We start from the raw sequence: 24238 nt of genomic DNA, 5'->3' as shown, positions 1-24238 counted from the left end.
TCAGGCCGACTTCGTCACCAGCGCGCCGGCGAGCGAAGCGATCTCCTCGATCGCCGCGGCGAGCATCTCGGCGCCCTGCGATTGCTGACGGGCGGCCGCCGACGCTTCACGCGCCGCCTCCGCGGCCAGCTCGGCGGCGGTCGCGATCTGTTCGGTGCCGCTCTTTACTTCGCGCACCGAGCGCAAAATCGCATCGACATCTTGCGAGATGCCCATGCTGTCGAGTTGGGACTGGTCGAGATCCGCCGAGATCTGATTGAAGCGGTCGATCATGGCCCGGGCGCGTACGACTTCTCCCTCCGCAGCACCTACGATCTGGTCAAGGTCGCGGCGCACGGCCGCCATCTGGTCCTGGATCGCCCGCACCGTGTCCTTGGCCCGTTCGGCATTGAGAGCGGATTCCCGCGACAATTTGCGGATGTCGGCTGCGACCGTGGAGAAGCCCGATCCGGCTTCCCCGGCACGCGTGGCTTCGACCGAGCCGCTGACGGCCAGCATGTTCGTCTGCACGGCGATCAGGGCGAGCGCGTCGGTAATCTTCTCCACCCTGCGTCCGGTATCTCCCAACTTGGCGAGCAGCACGAGCACGTTCCGTGTCTCGCCGACCGAGCCGTCGACCCCTGCGGCGAGCGTTTCGACCGTCTTACGGCTGATCGTCACCTTGGCTACAAGTGCGCTTAGCCGCTCGGCGGATGTAGCCGCACGGCCTTGCGCGAGGGTGGCGGCGGTCTCGATCTGGCCCATGGCGCTGTTGGCTTCAATGGTCGCCGCAGACTGGATCTCAGCGCCACGCCCGATCTGCTCGATCGCGACCAGGATCTGGCCCGACGCGCCCGACAGCTCCTGAACGGTCGCGGACAGCTCTTCGGCGGCAGCGGCCACCTCGTGGGCAGCCGAACTCGTGTCCCCCGACCCGCGTAGATGCTGCGTCAGCCGCCCCAGCGATTCCGACGTCTGCTGGCTCTGGTCGAGCGAAATGCTCTGTTGTTCGATCGCCTGCTGCGCCTCGGCCGCGGCCGCCGACTGCTCTTCGGCGGCGCTCGCTACCTGCTCGGCCCCACGCTCGGCCTCACGCGCCGCGATGTCCATTTCCGTCGCCGCGGACAATATGTCCTGCGCGCCAGCGGCGACTAGTGCCAATTCTGCACGCGCGTCCTCCAGCTGACCGACCACTTCGCGACCGGCCTTTGCCTCGGCATCAGCTGTGGCAGCGGCACTCCGCACGCGCTCTGCGATGAGGCGGATTTCGCCGGCGATGTTCACTGCAAGCGTCTTTATATCGCCGGCGCTCGCCTCGGAGCTTTCCGCCAGTGCCCTCACCTCGTCGGCGACGACCGCAAAACCCGTGCCGCTGTCGCCCGCGCGCGCGGCCTCGATGGTGGCGTTGAGCGCGAGGAGACTTGTCTGGTCGGATATGTCAGCGACCGTCTGGCCGATATCGCCGATGCTGGCGGCAGCGGCTTCCAGCGATCCGATCGTCTCGACCGTGCTGAGTTGGCGCCGGGCGTTGAGTTCGATGGCGGCGACCGCCATCTCAATCTGCGCGCTGGCGTCGCCGAAGGCGGTCTGGACGCCTTCCGCTCTGCGCTGTGACGCCTCGGCACGTTCGCGCGCGGACTCGAAGGCTTTGCCGAGCGCACCGACCGATCCCAAGGACTCCTGCGCCGCGCCTGCCGCTTCCTCGGCACCGCTTGCGATGCGCGTCATCGACTGCTGCAATTCCGTCGAGGCCGAGGACGCCTCGGCAAGGCCGCTCGCCAACTCTTCGGTCGCCTGGTCGATCCGTTCGACGACCGTCACCGCACGCTCGGCAGAAGCGCGACGGACTGGCTTCCGCCTTGTGGTTGCCGCCGGTGCTTCCGGCGGGGACTCCTCATCGCCAACGGCTGGTCTTTTGCGCGTCCCGAGCGTCGACTTCTTTACCAGTGCCATCAACTATGTCTCGCGCTTCATGATCGCACTGGTCATAGGCCAGGCGATCTTACTGCGCCAGCAGGCTTGGCAAGATTTGCTAGACGGAAGGTTCTGGCACCGGCTCGTGCATGGGACAGCCGTTAAGCGATCCGCGAAACTGGGAAGATGCCGCATAGGCAGGCTTGCGCGCGCGCATGATATTACCCAGCGGCCGATGGTCGGCGATGCCGTGCCAAGGGCTGAAAGACGTGCCGTCGTCCATCTTTGCCGCGCGGTCTTCCGACCAGCTGGTCTGGGCCGGGATGGTGATGATGGCGACAGGAACATAGGGATTATCGTCTTCCGGCCATGCGACGGACGCGTCCTCGACGGGATTGGCTTCCAGATCGCGGCAGAGCTGGACCCGTAATTCCCATTGCCCGCCTTGCGTCGCCAGGACCTTGGCGACTTCCTCGCGAAGGGCATTTTCGCGGCCGTCTATCGCGATTTCGGTATCCGACAGCGCGTTGAAGTTGGCCGACAGAGGCACGACGGCAACCTTGGCGATGTGGGCACCGTAGCGGATGGGCGCCTGGCTGAAATAGCGCTCGCCCAGCGGATGGCTGTTAGGGTAACCGCCCAGCGACTTCAGGAGCGCACTTTCGCCTCCGACCGCTTCGAGCGCTTTCTCCGTCACGCGGAACACCGCCGAGATCGCCTTCTTGCCCCATTCGATCCGGTCGGTCGTTTTGGCCAGCAGCTTCAGACTCTTGAGGAAATCTTTCGCCGTTGGTGCGGGAAATCTGGCGCCGTTCGCCATCACGAAATCCTGCGTGCTGTCGCCCTCGCTGCCAGGCAGCCGCTCGCCGTCTACGCCCAGCACCTTGATGGCGAGGCCGCGCGCCAAGGATATCGAATCCGGCAGGATGTCGCCTGCGTTGGTCGATATTCGCGCCAGGACCGGATAGCGCCGCGGCGTCAGGAAAAGGCCCTGCGCCAGTTCGGTCGGTAAGTCGCTCAGCACTTCCATCTCGCCTTCCAGCAACGCATGACTTTTGGCATGCACGCTGCGATAGGCGTGCCCCGTATCGGCATGCACAGTCTCGATAATCGAGCGGAAGGTCTCGATCAGTTCGGCTTGGGTCTCCGCCTCGTCGGGCAGGATGGTTTCGACATCGGCGCTGTAGAAAATGGCGGGACTTGGCATCGATATGTCCTTTTGAACGGCAGGATTTGGATGAGGGTGGGTCAGCAGTCAGCGCGCGGTCACCCGCCACACTACATTGCCCAGATCGTCTGCGATCAGGAGCGCACCGGCACGGTCGACGGCGAGCCCGACGGGCCGCCCTAACGCCTTGCCGTCAGCCGCGACAAAACCGGTGACTACATCACGCGCCTTGCCGCTGGGCCGGGCTCCCGCGAATGGCACCCAAACGACCTTGTAGCCGTTAAGATTGCCCCGGTTCCAGCTGCCATGCTCGCCGACGAATGCGCCGCCGCGATAACCAGCAGGCAGGCCCGAGCCGGTGTAGAAGGCCATGCCAAGGGGCGCTACATGCGAACCCAGGCTATAATCGGGCATGATCGCGCGGGCGACCTTGTCCGGCCGCCGGGGCATGACGCGCGGATCGACGTTGCGGCCCCAATAGCTCCACGGCCAACCGTAGAAGCCGCCGGGGCGGACCGAGGTCATATAGTCGGGCACTAGGTCCGGTCCCAGTTCGTCGCGCTCGTTGACGACCGTCCATAGCTGCCCGCTGACCGGATTGAAGGAGAGGCCATTGGGATTGCGCAGGCCTGTGGCATAGTCGCGGTGGGCGCCGGTCGCGCGATCGACCTCCCAGATGCGGGCACGATCCTTTTCGGCCTCCATGCCCGCTTCGGTGATGTTGCTGTTCGAGTCGATGCCGACATAGAGCTTCGTTCCGTCGGGGCTGGCGACGAGGCTCTTGGTCCAGTGATGGTTGATGGGGCCGCCGGGCAGTTCGGTCAGGACCGTGCCCGGTGCGGTGATCCTGATCTGGCCGGTCACATAGGGAAAGCGCAGTATCGCATCGGTGTTGGCGACATAGAGATCGCCGCCAACCAAGGCCACGCCGAAGGGCGATGTGAGCTTGTCGATAAGCACGGTTCGCGTCTCCACGCGCCCATCACCATCGGCGTCGCGCAGCAACGTGATCTGATCGGCGCCGGTGACCTTGCTGTGCCCGAAGCTCTGGATGATACCGACGAGGATGTCCTTTGGCCTGCTGACCGGTTCGCTCGGCGCCTTGGGCTCAACGGCCAGCACATCGCCATTGGGCAGCACGTACAGCGCGCGCACATTCTTGAAGCCGGTCGCAAAGGCCGAGATTTTCAGCCCGTCTGCGACCTGCGGTACCCTGCTGCCCCAAGGTTCGGGGCTGGCGACGTGCATCGGCGGAACCAGATACTGCTGTTGTGAAGGCAGTTTGGGATTGGGGCCAACCTGATCGGAGGCGGAACCGCCGCCGCCGCAGGACGACAGCGCGAGGGCGGACACTGCCATCAAGGTGGTGCGTATGAATGGAGACATCACAGGCCCTCCCGCCGCGCTTCAAGCGAATAGCCCATCCAGCTCGTCACCAGCGCCAGCCCCGAGACAATCGCGGACAGGATCAGGCCTGTCGGCATTACCGACGTCCATCCGTCACGGCTGTGGATGAAGACGTTGAACAGCGCGAGGATCATCATCAGCAACACGCCGACGCTGTGCGGCCACGATCGGCTGCGTGTCCCCTTGTAGAGCAGCGCATCCACGATCCCCGCGATGGCGGCCAAAACGCCGATCAGCAGCCCGCCGGTGATCAGCCACACCGCGAAATTGGCCTACTGCATTTGCGCGCTGTTGGCATAGGCGATGTCCGCCACGAATGCCGCGGTGAAGAAGGCGAGCGGATAGGCGGAAAGGATGCCGTGAACGGGGTGAGCCCGGACACAACGCACATTGGTGGGCGCGGTTGCCATGGATGCCTCTTGGATGGAGATGCACGCAATACGCGCGAATCGGACACTGCGTTCCGCCGCATCGTGCCAACTGTAGGCGGAGACATAGCGGTCTAACTTCTATCAAGCAGATTTCACCTCGCATGATGGGACCAACGGGCCAGGTCGGCGTTGTGCAGCATATCCTGCATTCAAATGAGGATCGTTGGCGGCCAAAGCCGCTTGGCGCGGCGGCCTTCACCGTTCGTCCAAAAAATCGGAGACAGCGCATGCCCCTTGCAACAGACGACGCGCCTTTGGAAACCGCCAAGACCAGGGAAGGCCAGCGCGACGCCGCTGCCCAAGTCCATGCGCCCGAAGGGGACAGCACGATCATCGGACGGTCGGTCACGATCAACCGGCAGCGCGCCGAGTTGTTCGCCTATTGGCGCGACCTCACCAACCTCCCCGCTTTCATGGACAATGTCGAACGGATCGACACGCTGTCGCCCACGCGCAGCCATTGGGTGGTCAAGGCCCCGGGCGGAAAGACGGTGGAGTGGGACGCGACCATTACCGACGAACGGGACGGCGAATTCATCGCCTGGGCATCGGACGACGGCGCGAACGTGCCCAATAGCGGTCGGATCGAGTTTCGCGATGCCGGGGACCGTGGCACGGTCGTCACCGCCATCATCGCCTATGATCCGCCGGCCGGCATCATCGGCCAAGTGATCGCCAAGCTGTTCCAGCGCGAACCGGCGATCCAGGCGCGGCGCGACCTGCGCCGCTTCAAGCAATTGATGGAAACAGGCGAGGTCGCGACCGCGGCCTGGACCCAGAAACAGCTCGACGAGGAGAAGGCCTGATGCGCGCGCTCACATGGCACGGCAAGCATGACGTGCGCGTAGATACGGTCGACGATCCCGAGATCCTCAATCCGCGCGATGCGATCATCAAGGTCACCTCCACCGCAATCTGCGGTTCCGATCTGCATCTCTATGACGGCTATATACCGACCATGCAGGCCGGCGATATTCTCGGCCATGAATTCATGGGCGAAGTGGTCGAAACCGGCCCTAGATCAACCCTGCAGAAGGGCCAGCGGGTCGTGGTGCCGTTCACCATTGCCTGCGGCAGCTGCTACCATTGCGGCAAGCATCAATATTCCGCCTGCGACAATGGCAACCCCGCCGACAATCAGGACATCGGCCAGGAAATGTACGGCCAGCCCATGTCGGGCCTGTTCGGCTACAGCCATCTGACCGGCGGCTATGCCGGCGGCCAGGCCGAATATGTCCGCGTGCCCTTCAGCGATGTGGGCCCGATCGTCATACCGGACGGCATGGACGACGACGAGGTGCTGTTCCTCTCCGACATCCTGCCGACCGGCTGGCAGGCGGCGGAAAATGCCGACATCGAGCCGGGGGATACGGTCGCGGTCTGGGGTTGCGGCCCGGTCGGGCTGTTCGCGGTCCAGTCGGCTTTCCTCATGGGGGCGCAGCGCGTCATCGCCATCGATCATTTCCCGCATCGTTTGGAACTGGCGAAGAAGTTCGGCGCCGAGACAATCAACTTCGAAGAATCCAAGACATATGAGGCGCTGATGGAGATGACGGGCGGCATCGGCCCCGATGCGGTCATCGACGCGGTCGGGCTCGAGGCGCATGGCTTCTTCGTCGACAATGTGGTCGACCAGATCAAGGCGTCGCTGTTCCTGGGCACCGACCGCACCCATTCGATCCGTCAGGCGATCCATGCCTGTCGCAAAGGTGGGCGCGTCTCGATGCCCGCAGTCTATGGCGGCTTCGTCGACAAGTTCCCGCTGGGCGCCTTCATGGAAAAGGGCCTGACCCTCAAGACCGGCCAGACCAGCGTGCAGCATTATATGCCCGCGCTGCTCAATGCGATCGTCGAGAAAAAGATCAATACGACATTCCTCATCTCGCACCGCATGGCGCTGGAGGATGCGCCCAAAGGCTACAAGATGTTCCACGACAACCAGAACGAAGTGACGAAGATCGTGCTCAAGCCCGATTTCGCACCCGCCGCGTGTCCCGCGGAATAGGAGAAAACATCATGGCCAATAAATTCGCGATCATCACTGGTGCTTCGACCGGCATCGGCTTCGAACTCGCCTCCATCGCCGCCGAAAAGGGCTATGACTTGTTGGTCGTCGCCGATGAGCCGCTTATCGATGCCGCGGCCGAGGACTTCAAGCGGCACGGCGTCAATGTCGTGTCAGTGGAGGCGGACCTGTCGACGTTGCAGGGCGTCGACCAGTTGCTGACCGCGACCAATGGCCGGCAAATCGATCTGCTCTGCGCGAATGCCGGGCGCGGCCTTGGTCATGGATTCCTGGATCAGGAGGTCGCCGACTGGCGTTGCGTCATCGACACCAACATCACCGGCACTCTCTATTTACTTCAGAAGATACTGAAGGACATGGTGACCCGCGATGCCGGAAAGATACTGATCACCGGATCGATCGCCGGATTCATTCCTGGCAGTTTCCAGGCGGTCTATAACGGCTCCAAGGCGTTCGTGGACAGCTTCGCCGATGCGATCCGCAATGAGATCAAGGATAGTAAGGGGGTCACGATCACGACGCTGATGCCCGGCCCGGTCGAGACCGAATTCTTCGATCGCGCCGATATGCTCGACACCAGCGTCGGTGCATCGGAAAGCAAGAGCGATCCGGCTGACGTCGCGCGCGACGGCTGGGATGCCTTGATGAAGGGCGAGGCGCATATCGTGTCCGGATGGAAGAACAAAGTGCAAGCGGCCCTGGCGCATGTCACGCCTGCCGCAGTCCTGGCGGAGCAGCATCGCAAAATGGCCGAGCCCGGTTCCGCCAGCGAGGATTGATCAAGCCACCAAGCTTCGCGGTCTCAGTTCGTGAAGCGAAGTTGGCGTCGATGGCGATGTCACGGCCCTACTGCGTCAGGGCCAGATAAGAGCCATCGCTTGGGGCTTTTCTTTCTCCACCTGACAGGCTTGAACTGCAGGGCCATGTTGCCACGCTCCTCCGTGGCATCGACGGCGTAGGCCCGCTCCTAGAGCAAATATTTGACCCTCAGCGCGCGGCTGATGGCTTAGCGAGACTGGACGATCTGTCGCCAGATCATGGGTCGATCGGTAGGTGCCGTGATGTCGATGCCAAACAGTTGCGGCAGTATCTGGCGTTCTCCCAAGCAGTCGGAAGCTGCCCACTGCCTTGCAGAGTATTTTAGGGCTGGCCCAGCGGTGTTAGCATGGCATCACGTTCTTACTGATCGGCTGAGCTGGCACGAGACGCTTGGCATTAAAAGCCGTCTTCGCCCTTATGGTCGCCATGGCCCGTCGCGCGAGACGTTGCGCGATCCTGATCCGCGCGCCATTGTGCCTCGTCTATCACCGCCCGCTCCTTGCCGCTTGGTGGCGATGCGGGCGATACCGGCGCGGCACGTTCGTGGACTCCCTGCCCGGCTGGTCGCTGATCCGCGTCGGGGTGTTGGCCCGGGCGATTTTCTTCCATGACAATCTCCTTGCGCGGTAGGCCTTACTCTCGCGAGATCTGACGGCTCTCCTCGCCGGCCAGCTTGGCGGCTTCGACGAGACGTTTGCCCGTTTCGAGCGCGGCCGAGGCCGTCATGGTGACGGCGATGCCATCAGGTCCGTCCAGCAGGACCAGGCCTTCCTCCACGCTGGCCCGCCCTGCTTCTGTCTGCGTCCCAACGGGAATGAATTTAGCGATCATGAAAGAGCTCTTTTCTGTTGGGATATGGCGAGATCGCCGTCGATATAGAGATAGTCTGGATCGAACTGTCCGCGGCGGGCCAGGCCGGGAACATCCTGTATCTCGACCAGAGCAGAGCGGAAAACGCAAAGGCCGTCCTCCCGAAGTTGCCGCAGCACGCGGTTGGTATGGACATTGGTGATGCCACACACTTCGGATAAATCTGTCTGCGTCAGCCCCAGAGCGAAACGCCGTCCATCACTTAGCCCTGCAGATTGCATACGCACGTTTGTTTCGCTCAAAAAATGCGCGACCCGTCCGACCGCGTCCAGTCGCCCCAGCCGAAAGAGCCAGGCCCGGTGCATAGCCGCGTCGAGCAAGGTCGAGAACCAGAGCTTTCGGGACAGCGCCGGCATAGTCTCCAAGATGGTATCGAGAGTTCGATGTGGCACGATCGCGAAGGTGGCTGCTGTAAGGGTCGCGACGTCATGATCGAGTATCTTGAGCGGATAGGCGTGGAGATCGACGAAATCGCCGGGTACATGGATCGCGACTAGCTGCCGATGGCCCTCGCGGTCGTCCAGATACCGGCACATAAAGCCTTCCACCAGCAGATTGCTATGCGACAAGGCTTCTCCAGCATGCACTATGGTCATGCGTGCATCGACCGTTCGTACTTCCGATATAGCGCCTTCCAGCGCGACGCGTTCTTCACGGTCCAAATGAACACCGGCGCGGCCGCGCAAGAATCTTTCTGTAAACACGGGCGCGGTCTCACTCGTCGAACGGGTCGGATAGCGGGCTAGCCGTCATATGGCCAACGGCTCATCGGCCTGCTCTATCCGACAGACCCGAACAAATCGTCATGACGCAGATTAACATGCGCCATTCCACCGCAACTTGCCGGCTGGTCGGTTGTTCTCTCCACATCCTCTCGGATCAAATCCGCGCAATTTTTGCGCTGGAGGCTCGATCCATATCTTCGCCGACTTCACCTGCGCGTCCGGCGTGGTTTGCGCAGCCCCGAAACCTAAGGATCATTTATGTCAAAGCCTTCAAAATCCGCTTCTGCGCCCGGCAAAATCTCCGGCGAAACGCCCACAAAGGCGCCGCCTGCCGCTCCGGCCGATGCCATTTCGGATAGTTTTGCAGAGCCGCAGGGAACGGGAGGCGAGACTCATCAGACCGCCGGCGGCGACGTGGCTGTGCTGACGACCGCGCAGGGCATCCCCGTCGCCGACGACCAGAATATGCTGAAACAAGGTTCGCGCGGCCCGACACTGCTGGAAGATGTGCATTTCCGCGAGAAGATTTTCCATTTCGACCATGAGCGCATTCCCGAGCGCGTCGTCCACGCCCGCGGCTACGGTGCCCATGGCTATTTCGAACTGACTGAATCGCTGAGCGACGTGACCCGCGCCGACGTGCTGCAGCGCGTGGGCGAGCGCGTGCCTGCTTTCGTGCGCTTCTCGACCGTGGCGGGATCGAAAGGCTCGGCCGACCTGGCGCGCGACGTGCGCGGTTTCGCGGTGAAGCTTTATACCCAGGAGGGCAATTGGGATATCGTTGGCAACAACATCCCCGTCTTCTTCATCCAGGACGCGATCAAGTTTCCCGACCTGATCCATGCCGCAAAGCCCGAGCCCGATCGCGATTTCCCGCAGGCGCAGACGGCGCACGATAATTTCTGGGACTTCATCAGCCTGACCCCGGAATCCATGCACATGGTCATGTGGATCATGTCCGACCGGACAATCCCCCGCTCACTGCGGACGATCGAGGGCTTTGGCGTCCACACGTTCCGGCTCGTCAATGCGGAGGGAAAATCGACCTTCGTAAAATTCCACTGGAAGCCCAAGCAGGGCCTGCAATCGGTCGCGTGGAACGAGGCGGTCAAGATCAACGGTGCCGATCCCGACTTTCATCGCCGCGATCTGTGGGACGCGATCAACGCAGGCGATTTTCCCGAGTGGGAGCTGGGCGTACAGCTGTTCGACGATGATTTCGCCGACAGTTTCGATTTCGACGTGCTGGATGCGACGAAGTTGATCCCCGAGGAGCTGGTGCCGGTCCGCATCGTCGGCCGCCTCGTCCTGGATCGCGTCGTCGACAATTTCTTCGCGGAGACCGAGCAGGTCGCCTTCATGACCCATAATGTCCCGCCGGGCGTCGATTTCTCCAACGATCCGCTGCTGCAGGGCCGCAACTTCTCCTATCTCGATACGCAATTGAAGCGCCTTGGCGGCCCCAACTTCACGCATATCCCGATCAATGCGCCCAAGTGCCCAATGGCCCATTTCCAGCAGGACGGACATATGGCGATGCGTAACCCCGTCGGGCGTGCGAACTACGAGCCCAATAGCTGGGGCGCCGCGCAGGGCGGCCCGCGCGAGGACCCGGTGCGCGGCTTTACAAGCTTTGCCGAAGCCGCCGATGGACCCAGGCAGCGGGTCCGATCGGAGAGCTTCGCCGACCATTACAGCCAGGCGCGGCAATTCTTCACCAGCCAGACGCCGATTGAGCAGAAGCATATCGGCGACGCGTTGGTATTCGAACTGAGCAAGGTGGAGCGGCCTGACATCCGCTCGCGCATCGTTTCGCACCTTCTTAACATCGACGAGGCGCTGGCGGCGACGGTCGCGGACGGCCTTGGCCTTGCACTGCCAAAAGCGGCGCAGGCCGCGCGGCCAACGATCATGGACCTGCCGCCTTCCGACGCGCTCAGCATCGTCAGGAACGGGCCGGACAGCTTCAAGGGCCGCAAGCTTGGCATATTGCTGACGGACGGCGCGGATGCCGCGATCTTCAATGCGCTCGTCAAAGCGTTGGAGAAAGAAGCGGCCGTCTATGAGGTGATAGCGCCCAAGATCAGCGGCGTAACGCTGTCGGACGGTACGATGGTTGCGGCCAAGCAGAAAATCGATGGCGGACCATCGGTGCTGTACGACGCCATCGCCGTGGTCGCATCGAAGGATGGGGCGGCGCTGCTGGCTATTGATGCAGCGGCCAAGGATTTTGTGACCGACGCCTTCGCCCATTGCAAGTTCATCGCCCTGACCGCGGAGGCGCATCTGTTGTTCGAAAAGGCGGGCATCGCCGACGACATGGATGATGCCTGTCTGCCGCTCGGCGCGGTCAAGGATGCGGCGAACTTCCTTGCCGCCTGCCGCGCGCTGCGCCATTGGCCCAGGGAACTCGGCGTCGATCTCGATGCGCAGCCTGCCGCCTGACGTCGTGCACGGATCCAGACAAATCGGGGATGGCCTTGGGCCATCCCCCGTTTCGCCCATTCGCGCGCCCCGCTGCATGCGGATAGGCATCATCGCACATTTGAAGCATCCCATTGCCGAACCTTTTGCTGGCGGTCTCGAGATGCATACCCATTTGCTAGCCCGATCCCTGCGCAAGCGCGGTCATCGCGTGACGGTATTCGCCTCTTCCCGGTCCGACCCGGCAATCGGCGTGGAAGCGATCTGCGCGGAAACGGCGATGATGGCGGTCGGCACGACGGAAGCGATCGATGTCGCCTTCTTCCGGGAGCATCATGCCTATCTCAGCCTGATGACCGACCTGCGGCATCGCGACTTCGATATCATCCACAATAATTCGCTTCACTATCTGCCCGTGGCCATGGCCGACAGCCTGCCGATGCCGATGGTCACGACGCTGCATACGCCGCCTTTTTGTTGGCTTGAGAGCGGCCTGCGCCTGTGCGCGGCCCGCAACAATGCGGTGGTGGCGGTATCCCAGTCGGTCGCGACGCTATGGAACCATGTGACGCCCACGGATGCCGTCATATTGAACGGGATCGATCTCGCCAAATTCGCTTTCCGCGATCGTGCCGACCCGCAAGGCTATCTGGTCTGGTACGGCCGCATCGTTCCGGAAAAAGGCCTGCATCTGGCGATCGAGGCGGCGCGACGCATCGGCCTCCCGCTCCGGATCGCGGGGCCGATCCTGGACGAGGATTATTACAACACCTCGATCGCGCCAGCCCTGGGCACCGACGCGGTGCATGTCGGGCATCTGGCCCATGAGGATCTTGCCAAGCTGGTCGGCGGAGCGCGAGCATTTCTCTGCACGCCGATGTGGGACGAGCCCTATGGCCTGGTCGTGGCCGAAGCCCTGGCCTGCGGGGTGCCGGTGGCAGCGTTCGCGCGGGGCGCCATTCCCGAAATTCTCGACGCCCGATGCGGCGTTCTGGCGGTGCCGGATGACTTCGTCTCGCTCGCGGAAGCCGGATTGGCGGCATTGGCGCTCGATCGACGGGATTGCCGCCGACGGGCGGAAACATTGTGCGACGCCGAACGCATGGTCGACAGCTACGAAGCTCTCTACCGGCGGCAAATCGGCCGCGCGGAGCAACACACCGTCTCGAGACCAATTGCCATGCCTTTGCATCTGGGCGCTGAACGGGCCGCGTTGCATGGTTGACCTATGCGTCTGCGTACCGGCGCGCAACGAGGCGAACCGGCTGCCCATATTGTTTGGCGCGCTGGCGGCACAGACATGGCCGGGTGTCATTCCCATTTCCCTGGCCATCAACAACACGACGGACGACAGCCTTCTCGTCATTGACTTGGAGAAACGACGTCATGCCCGCCGGCTGGACATCAGGGTTGTGCAGGCGGAATTTCCGCCCGCGCAGGCGCATGCCGGATCAGCACGCAAGCTCGCTATGGATGCCGGTTTAGCCATAGCGCCCGCCGATCCAGGTGCAATCCTTGTTAGCACGGATGCGGATGCGCGGCCGCCGATCGAATGGCTGGCGAGGATCGTCGCCGCCTTTGATCGTGGAGCCGATCTGATCGGTGGACGGATCGAGGTCGATCCGAATGAGCCTCTTCCCGCATCCGTATGGCGTTTGCGGACTGCGTGGGATCGCTACTGGGAGACTGTCAGAGCGATCGAAGACAATATCGACCCGTTGCCCTGGGATCCGGCGCCGCGCCATGGCGATCATACCGGCGCCTCACTCGCGATGCGGGCTGGCCTTTATCGCGCCTGTGGCGGTGTGCCACCTTTGCCGACGGGCGAGGATCGCGCTCTGGTGACGGCGGCGCTCAAGACGGGCGCCCGGCTCGCCCATCCTGCCGATGTCTGGACATTCGTATCGCCCCGGCGGGACGGACGCGCGCAGGGGGGCATGGCCGACGCCATGCATCAGATGTTCGAAAGCGCCGAAACGGGATCGCCGCCGCTTGCCCCCGCCCTCGATCATTGGCGCGGCCGCGCGGCCTGGCGCAAGCGTTTGCGCGGGCGACCCGACGGCGACGCCCTGATCGCCCGGCGCGAACCGCTCCTTCCGCCCATGCCGCACGATATGGTGTTGGAGCTTTCCGCATGACGCGGCGGCCGATCGGTTATTATGTCCATCATCATGGTGCGGGTCACCTGGCGCGGGCGAACGCTATCGCGGCGGCGAGCGACTGGCCGGTCGTCCTGCTGGGTACCGGCATTGGCGACAGGGGGATCGACCTTAGCGACGATCGGCTGATACCGGGAGGGTTCGACGGGCTGGACGGCGCCGGTGACCGGCCAGAAGCGCTCCATTATGCTCCGCTCGATCATGAAGGCATACGATCACGAATCGCAAAGGTGAGCGAGTGGATCGCCGTCGCCCGGCCTGCGCTCATGGTGGTGGACGTCTCGGTCGAGATCGCGATGCTCGCGCGATTGGCATCGGTGCCCGTCGTCTATGTCCGGTTGAACGGCGATCGGAGCGATCCGCCGCATGCCCAAGCCTTCGCCAGCGCCCATGCGCTGCTGGCGCCCTTTCACGAGACGTTCGAACGGTCTGAAACGCCCGATTGGGTGCGCGCGAAGACGCGCTATCTGCCGGGCATCACGCCTGTCCCTTTCAAAGCTGGCGTCGAAGCGGACAGGATATTGATTGTTGTAGGGCGTGGCGGCGTTCCGGGTAATAGCGCGTGGATCGCCGATGCAGCGCGTGCCTGTCCCCACAAGTCCTGGCGGGTGATCGGTCCGGTGACGCCGCCAGCCCGTTGCCCGTCCAACCTGATCTTCGCGGGATGGGTTGACGATCCGGCGAGCGAGATCGCGCGCGCCGCCTGCGTCATAGGCGCGGCGGGCGATGGACTGGTCGGCGCGGTGCTGGCGGCTGATCGGTCCTTCATCTGCCTGCCTGAAGACCGGCCCTTCGGCGAGCAGTTTGCAACGGCCCAAGCACTCGAAAGACTGGGTGCTGCGATTGTACTCAAGCAGTCGCCACAGCCGGTGGAGTGGCCGGATCTCATCGAGCGAGAGGCGGCCATACCATCGGACGTGCGTCGGCGCCTGCATGATCCTTTGGGCGCCAAGGCGGCAGCGGTCTGGCTGGCGGCCCTGGCAGGGCGCTACATCGGCGAAAGGGCCGACGCCGCATGATCTCTTCGCCGCATCTGAAGGCCGCCCCGGACGGCCCGGCCGCCCGCGCCGCCGCCATCGCGCCCCGCCTTGCGGAACTGGGCGCCCGCTATGACGCCGCGCCCGTCTTTCCGGCCGACAGCATGCAATGCCTGGCTGCAGCCGGACTGCACCGCAGCTTCGCGCCCAATGCAAGCGGTGGCGCCGCCTATGCGGACGCTGTCGCCCGCGCACTCTGCCTGATGACTGTTCTGCGGATCGTGGGCCGTGCGGACCTCAGCGTAGGGCGACTGTACGAAGGCCATGTCAATGCGCTTGCCCTGTTCGACTGGTTCGGTTCGGTTGACCAACAGACCTCGCTCGGGCGTGCACTGGACCGCGGCGCTTTCTATGGCGTCTGGGCGACCGAGCCTGCCCCCGGCGTGCGGCTGCGGGAGCTGGACGGCCAGCAACTGCTCGAAGGCGCCAAATCTTTCGCGACCGGCGCCGGAGGTCTCGCCCATGCGATTGTCACGGCCCAGCCCCAACAGGGCCAGCGACGACTGGTGATCGTTCCGGCCAACGATCCCGCTCGCACCGACCTGTCCCACTGGCGGGTCCGGGGCATGCGCGCGACCGGAAGCGGCACCTATGACCTTACCCGCCTGCCTGTCCGGGCGGCGGACTGCCTGGGTCTGCCGGGCGATTATGACCTGGAGCCGCGTTTCACCACCGGTGCCTGGCGGTTCACGGCAGTCCAGTTGGGCGGGGTCGAGGCACTGCTCACGGAAACGCGCCTCGCCATGTCCGATGCCGCCCGGAGCGATCCGCTGCAACGCGCAAAATTCGCCGATGCGGTGGCGGCGACGCGCACCGCCTATCTCTGGGTCCGCGAATGCGCGTTGCGGGCGGCGCGTGAAGATGCCGATGGTCCGGCCTTTGCCCGGATGACCCGCGGCATCGTCGAGCGTGCCGCGCTCGACGTCATGGAACTCGCCGCGCGCATTATTGGCACGCGCAGCGCCATGGATGGGCAGCGCGTCGACAAGATCATCCGGGATTTGAGTCTCTATCTCCGGCAGGGCGGCCCCGATCATGCGCGGGACGAAGCGGCGCTGGCATGGCTCGACCATGACGCCTGGGGCGCGGACGATGCTTTATGGTGAGGATCGCCCGACAGCCACTGCGCTGGCTCGTGCTCGCGCCGCATCCTGACGACGAGACGCTGGGCGCGGGCGCGCTGATCGCGCAGACCGCTAAGGCGCGCCTGTTCGCCGGCCTTGTCTATCTGACGGACGGGTCCGGATCGCATGCCGACCTGAGCGTCGCGCTGGTGCATCGGCGCAAGCGTGAAGGGGCGGCCGCGCTCCAGCGCCTGACGGGCACGCGCGCTCAGCCGCCGATCCACCTGGGGTGGAAGGACGCCGCACCCGCCCAGCCGGGCAGCCGGGAATTTGATCGCGCAGCGCGCGCGCTGGCCGCCATTTGCCGCCGCCGCCGGGTCGATGCTCTGGCGGTCACAGCCCTGCACGAACCGCATTGCGACCATGAAGCGGCCGCGCGCCTCGCCTATGCCGTCCGGGACATCGTCGGACGCCCCCTTCTGATCGCCGAATATCTGGTCTGGGCCGAAGCGCCCGCCGCGCCGGCATGCCTTGCCATTCGCACAGCGCCGATGCTGATTGGCCAAAGGCGCCATGCCCTGGATGCCCATCGCAGCCAGCTGACCGCCGCGCACGGTCCCGGTTTTCGCTTGCCGTCGGAGCGTCGCCGCATGCCCGCCAGCGATGTGCTTTATCTGAGGAGGTCGATGTGACGCGACATGAGGCGAGCCTGGATGCAGACTATTTCGAAGGGATGTTCCGGGGAACCGACGATCCGTGGGATCTGGAGAGCAGCGACTACGAACGAGAAAAATATGCGCACACATTGCTGGCGCTCGGCTCCCGTCACTATGAACTGGGCTTCGAAGTCGGATGCGCCAAAGGCGTGCTGACACGGGGACTGGCCGAGCATTGCCGGGCGCTGCTGGCGATCGACATTAGCGAAACGGCGTTGAAGGCGGCTCGCGAACGGTGCGAGACGTTCGATCAGATATCCTTTGCTCGCATGGCTTTCCCAGACGAGGCGCCGCTCGGCAGCGCGTTCGACCTCATCATCCTGTCCGAAGTGGTATATTATTGGGATGATGGTGACATAGGCCGAGCGGCGGAATGGATCGACACGCATCTTGCCGAGGGCGGCGACTTGCTGCTGGTCCATTGGACCGGGGAGACAGACTATCCCCAGGGCGGGGACGAGGCCGTGGCGAAAATGCGCGATGCCCTTGACGCGCCCCTCCTGGTCGTCGCGGCGGAACGACGCGACCGTTATCGCCTCGATCTTTGGCGACACGCGTCATGAGCCTCAGCGTGCTGACCATCGTCAAGGATCGGTCGGGCCATCTGGCGCAGTTGGTCGAAGGTCTCGGGCGAAGCCAGGTCCCGCCGCGGGAGCTGATCATCGTCGATATGGGCAGCCGCGTTCCTGTCGTTGTAGAAAGCATGCATTTCCCAGTTCATATTCTGCGGCTGACGCAGGCCGGCCTGCCCCTTGCGGCGGCACGTAACGCGGCGGCGCGATCAGCAAGCGGCGATACGCTGCTGTTTCTCGATGTAGACTGCATCCCGATGCATCGGTTGATAGATACCATCGCAGCGCTTGCCCTCGATAAGGACGCGCTGATTTGCGCCGAAGTCCTGTATCTTGGCCCCGACGATGCGCGCAAGGACTGGGATGAGGGCGACCTGATGGCACGGGCAACGGGCCACCCGGTCCGTCAATTTCCCGCGCGCGGATTTCGCGTGGAGGAGAATGCCGGGCTTTTCTGGTCGCTGGTCTTTGCCATCCGCCGTTCGCGCTTTTCTGCTCTAGGCGGTTTTGACGAAGCTTTTACTGGCTATGGCGCCGAAGACACGGATTTTGGTTTCCGCGCAAAACAGGCCGGCCTGCCACTGCTGTTCATGGGTGGCGCCGGCGCCTTCCACCAACATCATGATAGTTTCGATCCGCCGGTGCAGCATCTGGCGGACATCGTCCGGAACGCTCGCCTGTTTTACCAGCGCTGGAAAGTCTGGCCCATGGAGGGCTGGCTTGCGGCTTTTAAGGAGATGGGCCTCATTGCCCGTGCGGGCGACAGGATCACGCTGTTGCGTCAGCCCACTATTGACGAAGTCGCCCAGGCGCGCGTCCGGCCCGACTGATAAGGGTCCGTCGAAAAACGGCGGGGTTCCCCCGCCGCTGATCGTCAGCCTTCCATCGAGTGCTTGATGTCCCGCATCTCGTCATGGCCGGCCTTGACCGACGTATAGCAGGTTTCAATGAGGTCGCGCACGGCAGGCGACAGTTCCATGTCGCCCAAGGCATCCTCGAACTTGGCTTTGATATGGTCTTCGCCCGCTTCCACCTCATTGATGATTGCCTTGTCGTCGCTGCCCGTTACCGCGGACTTCAAGTTGAGGAACATCCTATGGGCGCCTGCCAGCACGGTGCCGTCGTCCTCCGGGTCGCCGCCTAGAGCCGTTACCTCCTGCTGCAGACGAGATGCGATCTCGCGGCGCTCACCAGCACGGCTGGTGAACAGCGCACCGAAACGGCTGTTCTCGCTGTCCTTGGCCGCCTCGGTATAGCCGTCCACGCTGTCTAGCGTGGTAGCGATCAGGCCGTTGAGCGTGGATATCTCGTGACTGGTCTCGGACATGCTGTTTCCTGTCGTAGATAAAAGGAATGCCGCCGCAGGGACACGGCCACATGGTCCAACAACGATGGGCAGCAGCGAAAGTCGCAAGAAAATTGCCGCGATTGATCTTCATTAACTTGATTTTCTCTCAGTCGGGCGGGGCCTGGATATCTGGCTCACCAGACACAGTGGGCAAACCCCATCGAAACGTGCACGTCGAAAACCACAGCAACACGGGCATGATCGTCGGCATTGTCCTAGCGCTGGCTGCGGTTGCCGTCGCACTGCTTTTCGTAACCGGCTTTTGGAGCGCGGACGTCAAGGGCGGCGCTTTGCCAAAGGTCGATGTGAAGGCTGAAGGCGGCGCACTTCCCGATGTCGATCTAAACTCCAAATAAGTCGTCTTGGGGACAAAAAATACCACGATCGACGTACCCAAAGTTAAAAATGAAAAGAAAAAAATCGACGTCCCTACCGTTGGGTTATTGCGGACGGCACGAAATAACTATGGATCATTTTTAACTTACAGACCTCACGTGGTGGCGAGGCCTGTATCCATTATCCTACTGATGTTTTGCTAAATTAAGACGCGTATAAGCAGCGAAACAAGAGATATGAATTACTAGATTTTTATTTCTGCAGCCTTTGCTATGGTTTTGTGTGGAGTTCGGTTCAGCTCCATATGCCGGGGTTGACCCTCTATCGGTTCAGGAGCGAATTTTCTGAAGCAAGTCTCATGAACAGGTTGCACAAGCGCAACTGTATATGCATTTGCGACGTTTCGAAGGGAGCGGGGCACCCCTCTCCGATGGCTTGGCCATCCTATGACACAGGATCAAAGTGGCTGAATTCGAAAAGGTCGATCTGACAAATTGCGATCGCGAACCCATCCATCTCCTCGGCGCCATCCAGACACCTGGATTCCTGATTGCGGTCAGCACCGACTGGATCATCGCCAGAGTATCGAAAAACATCCGTGACCTGCTGGGCCATGACCCAGAGGAACTGATCGGCACGCCGCTCCCGGACTATGTGCCCGCCGCGCTGCTGCACGACCTGCGTAACAAGATTTCCTATCTTTCGGACCCCGATATGGTGGAGCGTCTTTTCGGCTGTCAGATCGGCATCTCCGGGCAGCCATATGACGTTGCCATGCATTTTTCCGGGGGCCAGATCGTCATCGAAGCCGAACCCGGCATGCCGGGTGGCGGCGATTCCACCAATGCCGTCCGCGCGATGATGTCCCGCCTCGATCGCGCCAAGGATTTGAAGACCTTCTACAAGGAAGGCGCACGCCAGGTCCGCACGCTCCTCGGCTATGACCGGGTCATGGTCTACAAATTTGCCTCGAACGGCGCGGGCGAGGTGGTCGCCGAAGCCACCAAGCCAGGCATCGGCAGCTTTCTGGGGCTTCACTACCCGGCGAGCGATATCCCCCGGCAGGCCCGGGCGCTCTACAAGCGCAATCTTGTCCGTGTGATCCGCGACGTCAATCAGGAGCCCGTGGGGATCGTGCCGGAAATCGACGCGACGGGTCAGCGCCTCGACCTCTCCCTGTCCATCCTGCGGTCCGTCTCGCCCATCCATATCGAATATCTCAAGAATATGGGTGTCGAAGCGTCCCTCTCTATCTCGATCATCGTCGATGACGAGCTGTGGGGTCTCTTCGCCTGTCACAATTATGCGCCCCGCGCGCCCACGTTCGAGCGCCGCTCGGTGTGCGAACTGTTCGCCGAGATGTTTTCCATGCGGCTGGAATCGCGCGAGCGCCGCCTGATCACCGACTATGAACGGCGCGCACGCGACATTTCGGACCAGCTACTCGGGGCCGTGGCGTCGGACGAGACGCTGCTTAACGACCCCGACTGGCTCGGCGACATTCTGACGAGCGCGATTCCTGCGGATGGCGTGGGCATCTGGATTAACGGCAATTATGCCTTTTCCGGCTCGACTCCGCCTACCGAGGATTTCCGCCGGATCATTCGCGCGCTCAACGGACTGGCGGCGGGACGGGTTTATACCACCGATCATATCGGCAGCCTCATCGAGCGTGCCCGCGGCTTTGCCAAAGAAGCGGCTGGTTTGCTCGCGATCCCCATCTCGCGGTCGCCGCGCGACTATGTCGTGCTCTTTCGTTCGGAGCTGAAACAATCGGTGCGCTGGGCTGGCGATCCGCACAAGCCCGTCGAATATGGCCCGAACGGGCCACGTCTGACGCCGCGCGAGAGCTTCGCCGAATGGCAGGAGGAAGTCGATGGCCATGCCGAACCGTTCGCGCCTTCAGAAATCCGCGTCGCGGAGACCCTGCGCGCGACCCTGATCGAGGTGGTGCTAAGACTGGCCGACGAGGCGGCGGCTGAGCGGCGGCAATCGACGGCGCGCCAGGAGATGTTGATCGCCGAACTCAACCATCGCGTCCGCAACATCCTCGGCGTGATCCGCGGACTTATCCGCCAGTCTCAGCCGGACAATGAGGAAGTCCGCGACTTCGTGAAGCTGGTCGATGGCCGTATCCATGCCCTCGCCCGCGCCCACAACCAGATCACCGACGACCATTGGGGACCGGCTCCACTCGAAGCGCTGATCGAGGCGGAGGCCGCCGCCTTCGCCGCCACGCGTCAGAGCGCCATCATATCCAACGGCAGTCCCGTCCTTTTGAATCCGCAAGCCTATTCGACCATGGCGTTGGTGATCCATGAACTCGTCACCAACTCCACCAAATATGGCAGCCTGTCCGGTGAGGGCGAGGTCCATATCAATTGGTCTCGCGATCACAAAGGTGATCTCGTCCTGATTTGGCATGAGGTGGGCGGGCCGCCCGTGTCTCCGCCTAGGCGCAAGGGGTTCGGCACCACGATCGTCAATCGCTCCGTTCCCTATGACTTGGGCGGGCATGCGACCATCGACTATGCATCCGATGGCGTTCGGGCGGAATTCTGCATTCCCGCCCGGCATGTTTCCGAACCCAAATCCTATGATGCGCCCAATATCCGCATCTCGCGCAAGCCTGTCTCCAGCCAGCAGCCGGTCGATCCCGACCTTTTGGGACGTAAAACCGTGCTATTGGTCGAGGATAGCCTCATCATCGCGCTCGACGCGGAGGACATACTGGACCGCTTCGGCGCAGCGGTCGCGACCGCATCCACTCCCGAGGCCGCGCACGATATCCTCGACAAGGAGCGCGTCGATTTCGCAATATTGGACATCAATCTAGGCGACCAGACCAGCTTCGGCATCGCCGATCGGCTCAACGAATTGGGCATCCCCTTCTTTTTCGCCTCTGGCTATGGCGAGCAGGCGAACCTGCCGATGGAGCATCGCTCGGCAACAGTAGTGCAAAAGCCTTACACGACACACAATATTGCCAAGACAATCGATGATCTCTTCGGCTGAACCTGCTTCTGCAATGATAGGAACAGCTACCATTGCTATCGGCCAATCAATTGCCCCGCCCCTTATCTCGTGAAGGTGTATCCCCGATAATCGCTAGGTGAGCAGACTGGCTGCTGGCTTCCGGAAATCGGCAGGCAATCCTCGCTCAGTTTTTCCGAACGAAATTACTCAGTCTGAGTATCAGCTTGATACCTGTCGCTGATAACCTCGCCGTCCGGCAGTTCTTGGACACTCAGCGAATAATTTGGCAAGCCAGCAGGATGATAAGGGCCGCGACTGCGCCAGCAACCAACGGAAATAGCTCAACTTTCAAAGCGCGCCGAGGCGAAAGCTTTCCCTGTGCCTGAGTCCGCCTCCATCGCCGGCCCATCACCCCCCGAAGTTGCGGACAACCTCGCGCGGCCTATCACTCGCTTTTGCAGCCTTGACCATGCAAGGTAGCCATCCTGTAACATTATTGGGGCTGGATTAGGTTATTATCGGTTGGCACACCAGTAGCGAGATAGGAGATACTACGATACCGCGCACGGCGGGAACTGAACCGCGCCGGGTCTATCGGAGGCATTGGGTTGTGAGTCACGCTGCCATATCGATGTTGTCTGCGGCAGCATAATATTGATCTTCGGCTTCGGCAGGCGGGATGTTGCCGATGGGTTCCAGCAGCCGACGATGGTTGAACCAGTCGACCCACTCGAGCGTGGCATATTCAACGGCTTCGAAGCTGCGCCACGGCCCGCGCCGGTGGATCACCTCTGCCTTGTAGAGGCCATTGATGGTCTCGGCCAAAGCGTTGTCGTAGCTGTCGCCGACGCTACCGACCGAAGGTTCGATCCCGGCCTCGGCGAGGCGCTCGGTATACTTGATGGACACGTATTGCGATCCACGGTCGCTATGATGGATGAGGCCGCCCCGATGGGTCGGCCGGCGATCATGAAGCGCCTGCTCTAAGGCATCGAGGACAAAGCTGGCATGGGCCGTTCTGCTGGCCCGCCAACCGACGATCCGTCTGGCGTAGGTGTCGATAACGAAGGCGACGTAGACGAACCCCGACCAGGTTGCGACGTAAGTGAAGTCCGACACCCACAGCATGTTCGGCGCTGGCGCGTAAAACCTGCGGTTGACGTGATCGAGCGGGCACGGCGCCGCCTTGTCGCTGATGGTCGTGCGCACCGGCTTGCCCCGGATCACCCCTGCCAGGCCCATCTCGCGCAGCAACCGCGCGACCGTACAGCGGGCGACCGGAAAGCCTTCCCGCACCATCTGCCGCCAGACCTTGCGCACGCCGTAGACCGCGAAGTTCTCGGCGAACACGCGCGCGACCTCAGGCTTGAGGGCCGCATCCTGCCGTGCTCGCGCCGACAGGCGTGTTGGATCCTGTCGCTGCGCGACGCGCTCGTGGTAGGTGGATGGGGCGATCGGCAGCACGCGGCAGATCGGCTCGACCCCATAGGCATCGCGGTGATCATCGATGAACGCGATCATCGCTTGAACGGGCGGTCGAGCTCCGCCTGCGCAAAATATGCCGACGCCTTGCGGAGAATCTCGTTGGCCTGACGCAACTCGCGAACCTCGCGCTCCAGCGCCTTCACCTTGTCGGCAACCTCGGTCGGGACACCAGCGCGCTTGCCGCTATCGACCTCGGCATTCTTCACCCACTCATGCAGCGTCTGCGGAACGCAGCCGATCTTCTCCGCGATCGACACCACAGCTGCCGAGCGGGAGGGATAATCGCGCTCATGATCGGCCACCATCCGCACCGCACGCTCGCGCACTTCCGGTGCAAACTTGTTCGTCGTCTTGCTCATACAGGCTCCACCTTCTCAGGAGTTGGAGCCTCCGGCAAACCCGGCGCGGTTCACATCCCCTTTTTTACCCGCAGGCTCGATGCCGTGCGGTGCGCCTTCAAATAGGTCGCGTCGATCATCACAGTCTTGCGTTCGGAAGCCTGCGGCGCAGCCAGCCCTTCCATCATCCGAAGGAATACGCCCTTGTCGCCCCACCGCTTCCAACGATTGTACAACGTCTTGTGTGGCCCATAGTCCTTCGGTGCATCGCGCCAGCGCAGCCCATTGCGATTGACGAAGATGATCCCGCTCAACACTCGGCGATCATCCACCCGGGGCTTGCCGTGGCTCTTCGGAAAATAAGGCTCCAGCCGCGCCATCTGCTCGTCCGTCAGCCAATACAAATCACTCAAATCCAATCTCCTCACGGAGCCTGAATCACAC

At 62.6% G+C, this 24238-nt stretch carries 23 protein-coding genes, 1 pseudogene and 1 other annotated feature; of the genes and pseudogenes, 13 read left to right on the top strand and 11 right to left on the bottom strand.

Going from position 1 to position 24238, the window contains the following annotated elements:
- The 5 genes from ABT375_RS00890 to ABT375_RS00870 form a co-directional block, all read right to left on the bottom strand.
- On the bottom strand, window positions 1-1932 hold the full coding sequence (locus tag ABT375_RS00890) for a methyl-accepting chemotaxis protein (protein WP_416463727.1): 1932 nt from the start codon (window positions 1930-1932) through the stop codon (window positions 1-3).
- A gap of 79 nt (window positions 1933-2011) precedes the next feature.
- Window positions 2012-3100: a catalase family protein gene (locus ABT375_RS00885; protein ID WP_416463726.1), complete on the bottom strand. Its 1089-nt coding sequence runs from the start codon at window positions 3098-3100 to the stop codon at window positions 2012-2014.
- A 48-nt stretch (window positions 3101-3148) separates the two neighbouring features.
- Entirely contained in the window at window positions 3149-4447 is a 1299-nt protein-coding gene (locus tag ABT375_RS00880; protein ID WP_416463725.1) for a PQQ-dependent sugar dehydrogenase, read from the bottom strand.
- Window positions 4447-4728 (bottom strand): DUF2231 domain-containing protein, encoded by a 282-nt coding sequence (locus tag ABT375_RS00875; RefSeq protein WP_416463724.1) that lies wholly within the window; start codon window positions 4726-4728, stop codon window positions 4447-4449. Before ABT375_RS00875 ends, ABT375_RS00880 begins: the two co-directional genes overlap by 1 nt.
- A 12-nt stretch (window positions 4729-4740) precedes the next feature.
- The gene (locus tag ABT375_RS00870) at window positions 4741-4878 is read right to left on the bottom strand and encodes a hypothetical protein (RefSeq protein ID WP_416463723.1); all 138 of its coding nucleotides are present in this window, start codon (window positions 4876-4878) and stop codon (window positions 4741-4743) included.
- A 248-nt stretch (window positions 4879-5126) separates the two neighbouring features.
- Here ABT375_RS00870 and ABT375_RS00865 point away from each other — a divergent pair, with 248 nt between their 5' ends.
- The 3 genes from ABT375_RS00865 to ABT375_RS00855 are packed head-to-tail and all read left to right on the top strand — an operon-like array spanning window position 5127 to window position 7704.
- The gene (locus ABT375_RS00865) at window positions 5127-5705 is read left to right on the top strand and encodes an SRPBCC family protein (protein ID WP_261935092.1); all 579 of its coding nucleotides are present in this window, start codon (window positions 5127-5129) and stop codon (window positions 5703-5705) included.
- Window positions 5705-6904 (top strand): zinc-dependent alcohol dehydrogenase, encoded by a 1200-nt coding sequence (locus ABT375_RS00860; protein ID WP_416463722.1) that lies wholly within the window; start codon window positions 5705-5707, stop codon window positions 6902-6904. Before ABT375_RS00865 ends, ABT375_RS00860 begins: the two co-directional genes overlap by 1 nt.
- Before the next feature lie 11 nt (window positions 6905-6915).
- Window positions 6916-7704 (top strand): SDR family NAD(P)-dependent oxidoreductase, encoded by a 789-nt coding sequence (locus ABT375_RS00855; RefSeq protein ID WP_416463721.1) that lies wholly within the window; start codon window positions 6916-6918, stop codon window positions 7702-7704.
- Window positions 7705-8140: 436 nt separating this feature from the next.
- Here the strand turns inward: ABT375_RS00855 and ABT375_RS00850 are convergent, their stop codons facing one another.
- Genes ABT375_RS00850 through ABT375_RS00840 form a run of 3 tightly spaced genes read right to left on the bottom strand, consistent with a single transcriptional unit; the run spans window position 8141 to window position 9318 of the window.
- Entirely contained in the window at window positions 8141-8353 is a 213-nt protein-coding gene (locus ABT375_RS00850; RefSeq protein WP_261935095.1) for a hypothetical protein, read from the bottom strand.
- A gap of 24 nt (window positions 8354-8377) precedes the next feature.
- Window positions 8378-8575 (bottom strand): hypothetical protein, encoded by a 198-nt coding sequence (locus ABT375_RS00845; protein ID WP_261935096.1) that lies wholly within the window; start codon window positions 8573-8575, stop codon window positions 8378-8380.
- Window positions 8572-9318 (bottom strand): Crp/Fnr family transcriptional regulator, encoded by a 747-nt coding sequence (locus ABT375_RS00840; RefSeq protein WP_261935097.1) that lies wholly within the window; start codon window positions 9316-9318, stop codon window positions 8572-8574. Before ABT375_RS00840 ends, ABT375_RS00845 begins: the two co-directional genes overlap by 4 nt.
- Window positions 9319-9597: 279 nt before the next feature.
- On the opposite strand from ABT375_RS00840, the gene ABT375_RS00835 reads away from it, so the two are divergent.
- From ABT375_RS00835 to ABT375_RS00800, 8 genes are all read left to right on the top strand, one after another.
- Complete coding sequence (locus ABT375_RS00835; RefSeq protein ID WP_416463720.1) at window positions 9598-11784, top strand: catalase; 2187 nt, start codon at window positions 9598-9600, stop codon at window positions 11782-11784.
- A 76-nt stretch (window positions 11785-11860) separates the two neighbouring features.
- Complete coding sequence (locus ABT375_RS00830) at window positions 11861-12988, top strand: glycosyltransferase (RefSeq protein ID WP_261935099.1); 1128 nt, start codon at window positions 11861-11863, stop codon at window positions 12986-12988.
- Window positions 12981-13901 carry a glycosyltransferase gene (locus tag ABT375_RS00825; protein WP_261935100.1) on the top strand — a complete coding sequence of 307 codons (921 nt, stop codon included), beginning with the start codon at window positions 12981-12983 and terminating at the stop codon, window positions 13899-13901. The genes ABT375_RS00830 and ABT375_RS00825 overlap by 8 nt, the downstream gene beginning before the upstream one ends.
- On the top strand, window positions 13898-14941 hold the full coding sequence (locus ABT375_RS00820; protein ID WP_261935101.1) for a glycosyltransferase: 1044 nt from the start codon (window positions 13898-13900) through the stop codon (window positions 14939-14941). Before ABT375_RS00825 ends, ABT375_RS00820 begins: the two co-directional genes overlap by 4 nt.
- Entirely contained in the window at window positions 14938-16065 is a 1128-nt protein-coding gene (locus ABT375_RS00815) for an acyl-CoA dehydrogenase family protein (RefSeq protein WP_261935102.1), read from the top strand. Before ABT375_RS00820 ends, ABT375_RS00815 begins: the two co-directional genes overlap by 4 nt.
- A complete protein-coding gene (locus ABT375_RS00810; RefSeq protein WP_261935103.1) occupies window positions 16059-16715 on the top strand; it encodes a PIG-L deacetylase family protein in 657 nt (218 codons plus the stop codon). Before ABT375_RS00815 ends, ABT375_RS00810 begins: the two co-directional genes overlap by 7 nt.
- Window positions 16712-17302 (top strand): class I SAM-dependent DNA methyltransferase, encoded by a 591-nt coding sequence (locus ABT375_RS00805; protein WP_261935104.1) that lies wholly within the window; start codon window positions 16712-16714, stop codon window positions 17300-17302. The genes ABT375_RS00810 and ABT375_RS00805 overlap by 4 nt, the downstream gene beginning before the upstream one ends.
- A complete protein-coding gene (locus ABT375_RS00800) occupies window positions 17299-18141 on the top strand; it encodes a glycosyltransferase family 2 protein (protein ID WP_272799636.1) in 843 nt (280 codons plus the stop codon). The genes ABT375_RS00805 and ABT375_RS00800 overlap by 4 nt, the downstream gene beginning before the upstream one ends.
- 44 nt (window positions 18142-18185) lie before the next feature.
- Here the strand turns inward: ABT375_RS00800 and ABT375_RS00795 are convergent, their stop codons facing one another.
- Window positions 18186-18638, bottom strand: a complete 453-nt coding sequence (locus tag ABT375_RS00795) for a PA2169 family four-helix-bundle protein (RefSeq protein WP_416463719.1) — start codon at window positions 18636-18638, stop codon at window positions 18186-18188.
- A 50-nt stretch (window positions 18639-18688) separates the two neighbouring features.
- Between ABT375_RS00795 and ABT375_RS00790 the strand changes: the two genes are divergently transcribed.
- Both ABT375_RS00790 and ABT375_RS00785 read left to right on the top strand, forming a co-directional pair.
- Window positions 18689-19015 (top strand): hypothetical protein, encoded by a 327-nt coding sequence (locus ABT375_RS00790; protein WP_261935107.1) that lies wholly within the window; start codon window positions 18689-18691, stop codon window positions 19013-19015.
- Window positions 19016-19457: 442 nt separating this feature from the next.
- Entirely contained in the window at window positions 19458-22010 is a 2553-nt protein-coding gene (locus ABT375_RS00785) for an HWE histidine kinase domain-containing protein (RefSeq protein ID WP_416463718.1), read from the top strand.
- Between the two features lie 576 nt (window positions 22011-22586).
- Here the strand turns inward: ABT375_RS00785 and ABT375_RS00780 are convergent.
- A protein-coding gene (locus ABT375_RS00780; protein WP_416463717.1) for an IS3 family transposase occupies window positions 22587-23815 on the bottom strand; the annotation gives its coding sequence in 2 pieces (ribosomal slippage) (window positions 22587-23527 and window positions 23527-23815; 1230 coding nt in all).
- Window positions 23418-23534: a sequence feature (AL1L pseudoknot), on the bottom strand. (Overlaps the previous gene by 117 nt.)
- Before the next feature lie 56 nt (window positions 23816-23871).
- A pseudogene (locus ABT375_RS00775) lies at window positions 23872-24207 on the bottom strand (IS5 family transposase); the annotation flags it as partial.
- Between the last annotated feature and the right edge of the window lie 31 nt (window positions 24208-24238).

The organism is Sphingomonas sp. VDB2 (genome assembly GCF_047946695.1).
In the GTDB taxonomy this organism is placed as follows: Bacteria; Pseudomonadota; Alphaproteobacteria; order Sphingomonadales; family Sphingomonadaceae; genus Sphingobium; species Sphingobium bisphenolicum.
This window is presented reverse-complemented; position numbering and strand designations above follow the sequence as displayed.

Bases quoted from the DNA above. Each gene is read 5' to 3' on its own strand.
- ABT375_RS00860 (WP_416463722.1), top strand. From the start codon at position 5,705: ATGCGCGCGCTCACATGGCACGGCAAGCATGACGTGCGCGTAGATACG.
- ABT375_RS00870 (WP_416463723.1), bottom strand. From the start codon at position 4,878: ATGGCAACCGCGCCCACCAATGTGCGTTGTGTCCGGGCTCACCCCGTT.
- ABT375_RS00835 (WP_416463720.1), top strand. From the start codon at position 9,598: ATGTCAAAGCCTTCAAAATCCGCTTCTGCGCCCGGCAAAATCTCCGGC.
- ABT375_RS00795 (WP_416463719.1), bottom strand. From the start codon at position 18,638: ATGTCCGAGACCAGTCACGAGATATCCACGCTCAACGGCCTGATCGCT.
- ABT375_RS00865 (WP_261935092.1), top strand. From the start codon at position 5,127: ATGCCCCTTGCAACAGACGACGCGCCTTTGGAAACCGCCAAGACCAGG.
- ABT375_RS00885 (WP_416463726.1), bottom strand. From the start codon at position 3,100: ATGCCAAGTCCCGCCATTTTCTACAGCGCCGATGTCGAAACCATCCTG.
- ABT375_RS00880 (WP_416463725.1), bottom strand. From the start codon at position 4,447: ATGTCTCCATTCATACGCACCACCTTGATGGCAGTGTCCGCCCTCGCG.
- ABT375_RS00810 (WP_261935103.1), top strand. From the start codon at position 16,059: ATGGTGAGGATCGCCCGACAGCCACTGCGCTGGCTCGTGCTCGCGCCG.
- ABT375_RS00845 (WP_261935096.1), bottom strand. From the start codon at position 8,575: ATGATCGCTAAATTCATTCCCGTTGGGACGCAGACAGAAGCAGGGCGG.
- ABT375_RS00830 (WP_261935099.1), top strand. From the start codon at position 11,861: ATGCGGATAGGCATCATCGCACATTTGAAGCATCCCATTGCCGAACCT.
- ABT375_RS00825 (WP_261935100.1), top strand. From the start codon at position 12,981: ATGGTTGACCTATGCGTCTGCGTACCGGCGCGCAACGAGGCGAACCGG.
- ABT375_RS00850 (WP_261935095.1), bottom strand. From the start codon at position 8,353: ATGGAAGAAAATCGCCCGGGCCAACACCCCGACGCGGATCAGCGACCA.
- ABT375_RS00855 (WP_416463721.1), top strand. From the start codon at position 6,916: ATGGCCAATAAATTCGCGATCATCACTGGTGCTTCGACCGGCATCGGC.
- ABT375_RS00790 (WP_261935107.1), top strand. From the start codon at position 18,689: ATGGTCCAACAACGATGGGCAGCAGCGAAAGTCGCAAGAAAATTGCCG.
- ABT375_RS00815 (WP_261935102.1), top strand. From the start codon at position 14,938: ATGATCTCTTCGCCGCATCTGAAGGCCGCCCCGGACGGCCCGGCCGCC.
- ABT375_RS00820 (WP_261935101.1), top strand. From the start codon at position 13,898: ATGACGCGGCGGCCGATCGGTTATTATGTCCATCATCATGGTGCGGGT.
- ABT375_RS00890 (WP_416463727.1), bottom strand. From the start codon at position 1,932: ATGGCACTGGTAAAGAAGTCGACGCTCGGGACGCGCAAAAGACCAGCC.
- ABT375_RS00800 (WP_272799636.1), top strand. From the start codon at position 17,299: ATGAGCCTCAGCGTGCTGACCATCGTCAAGGATCGGTCGGGCCATCTG.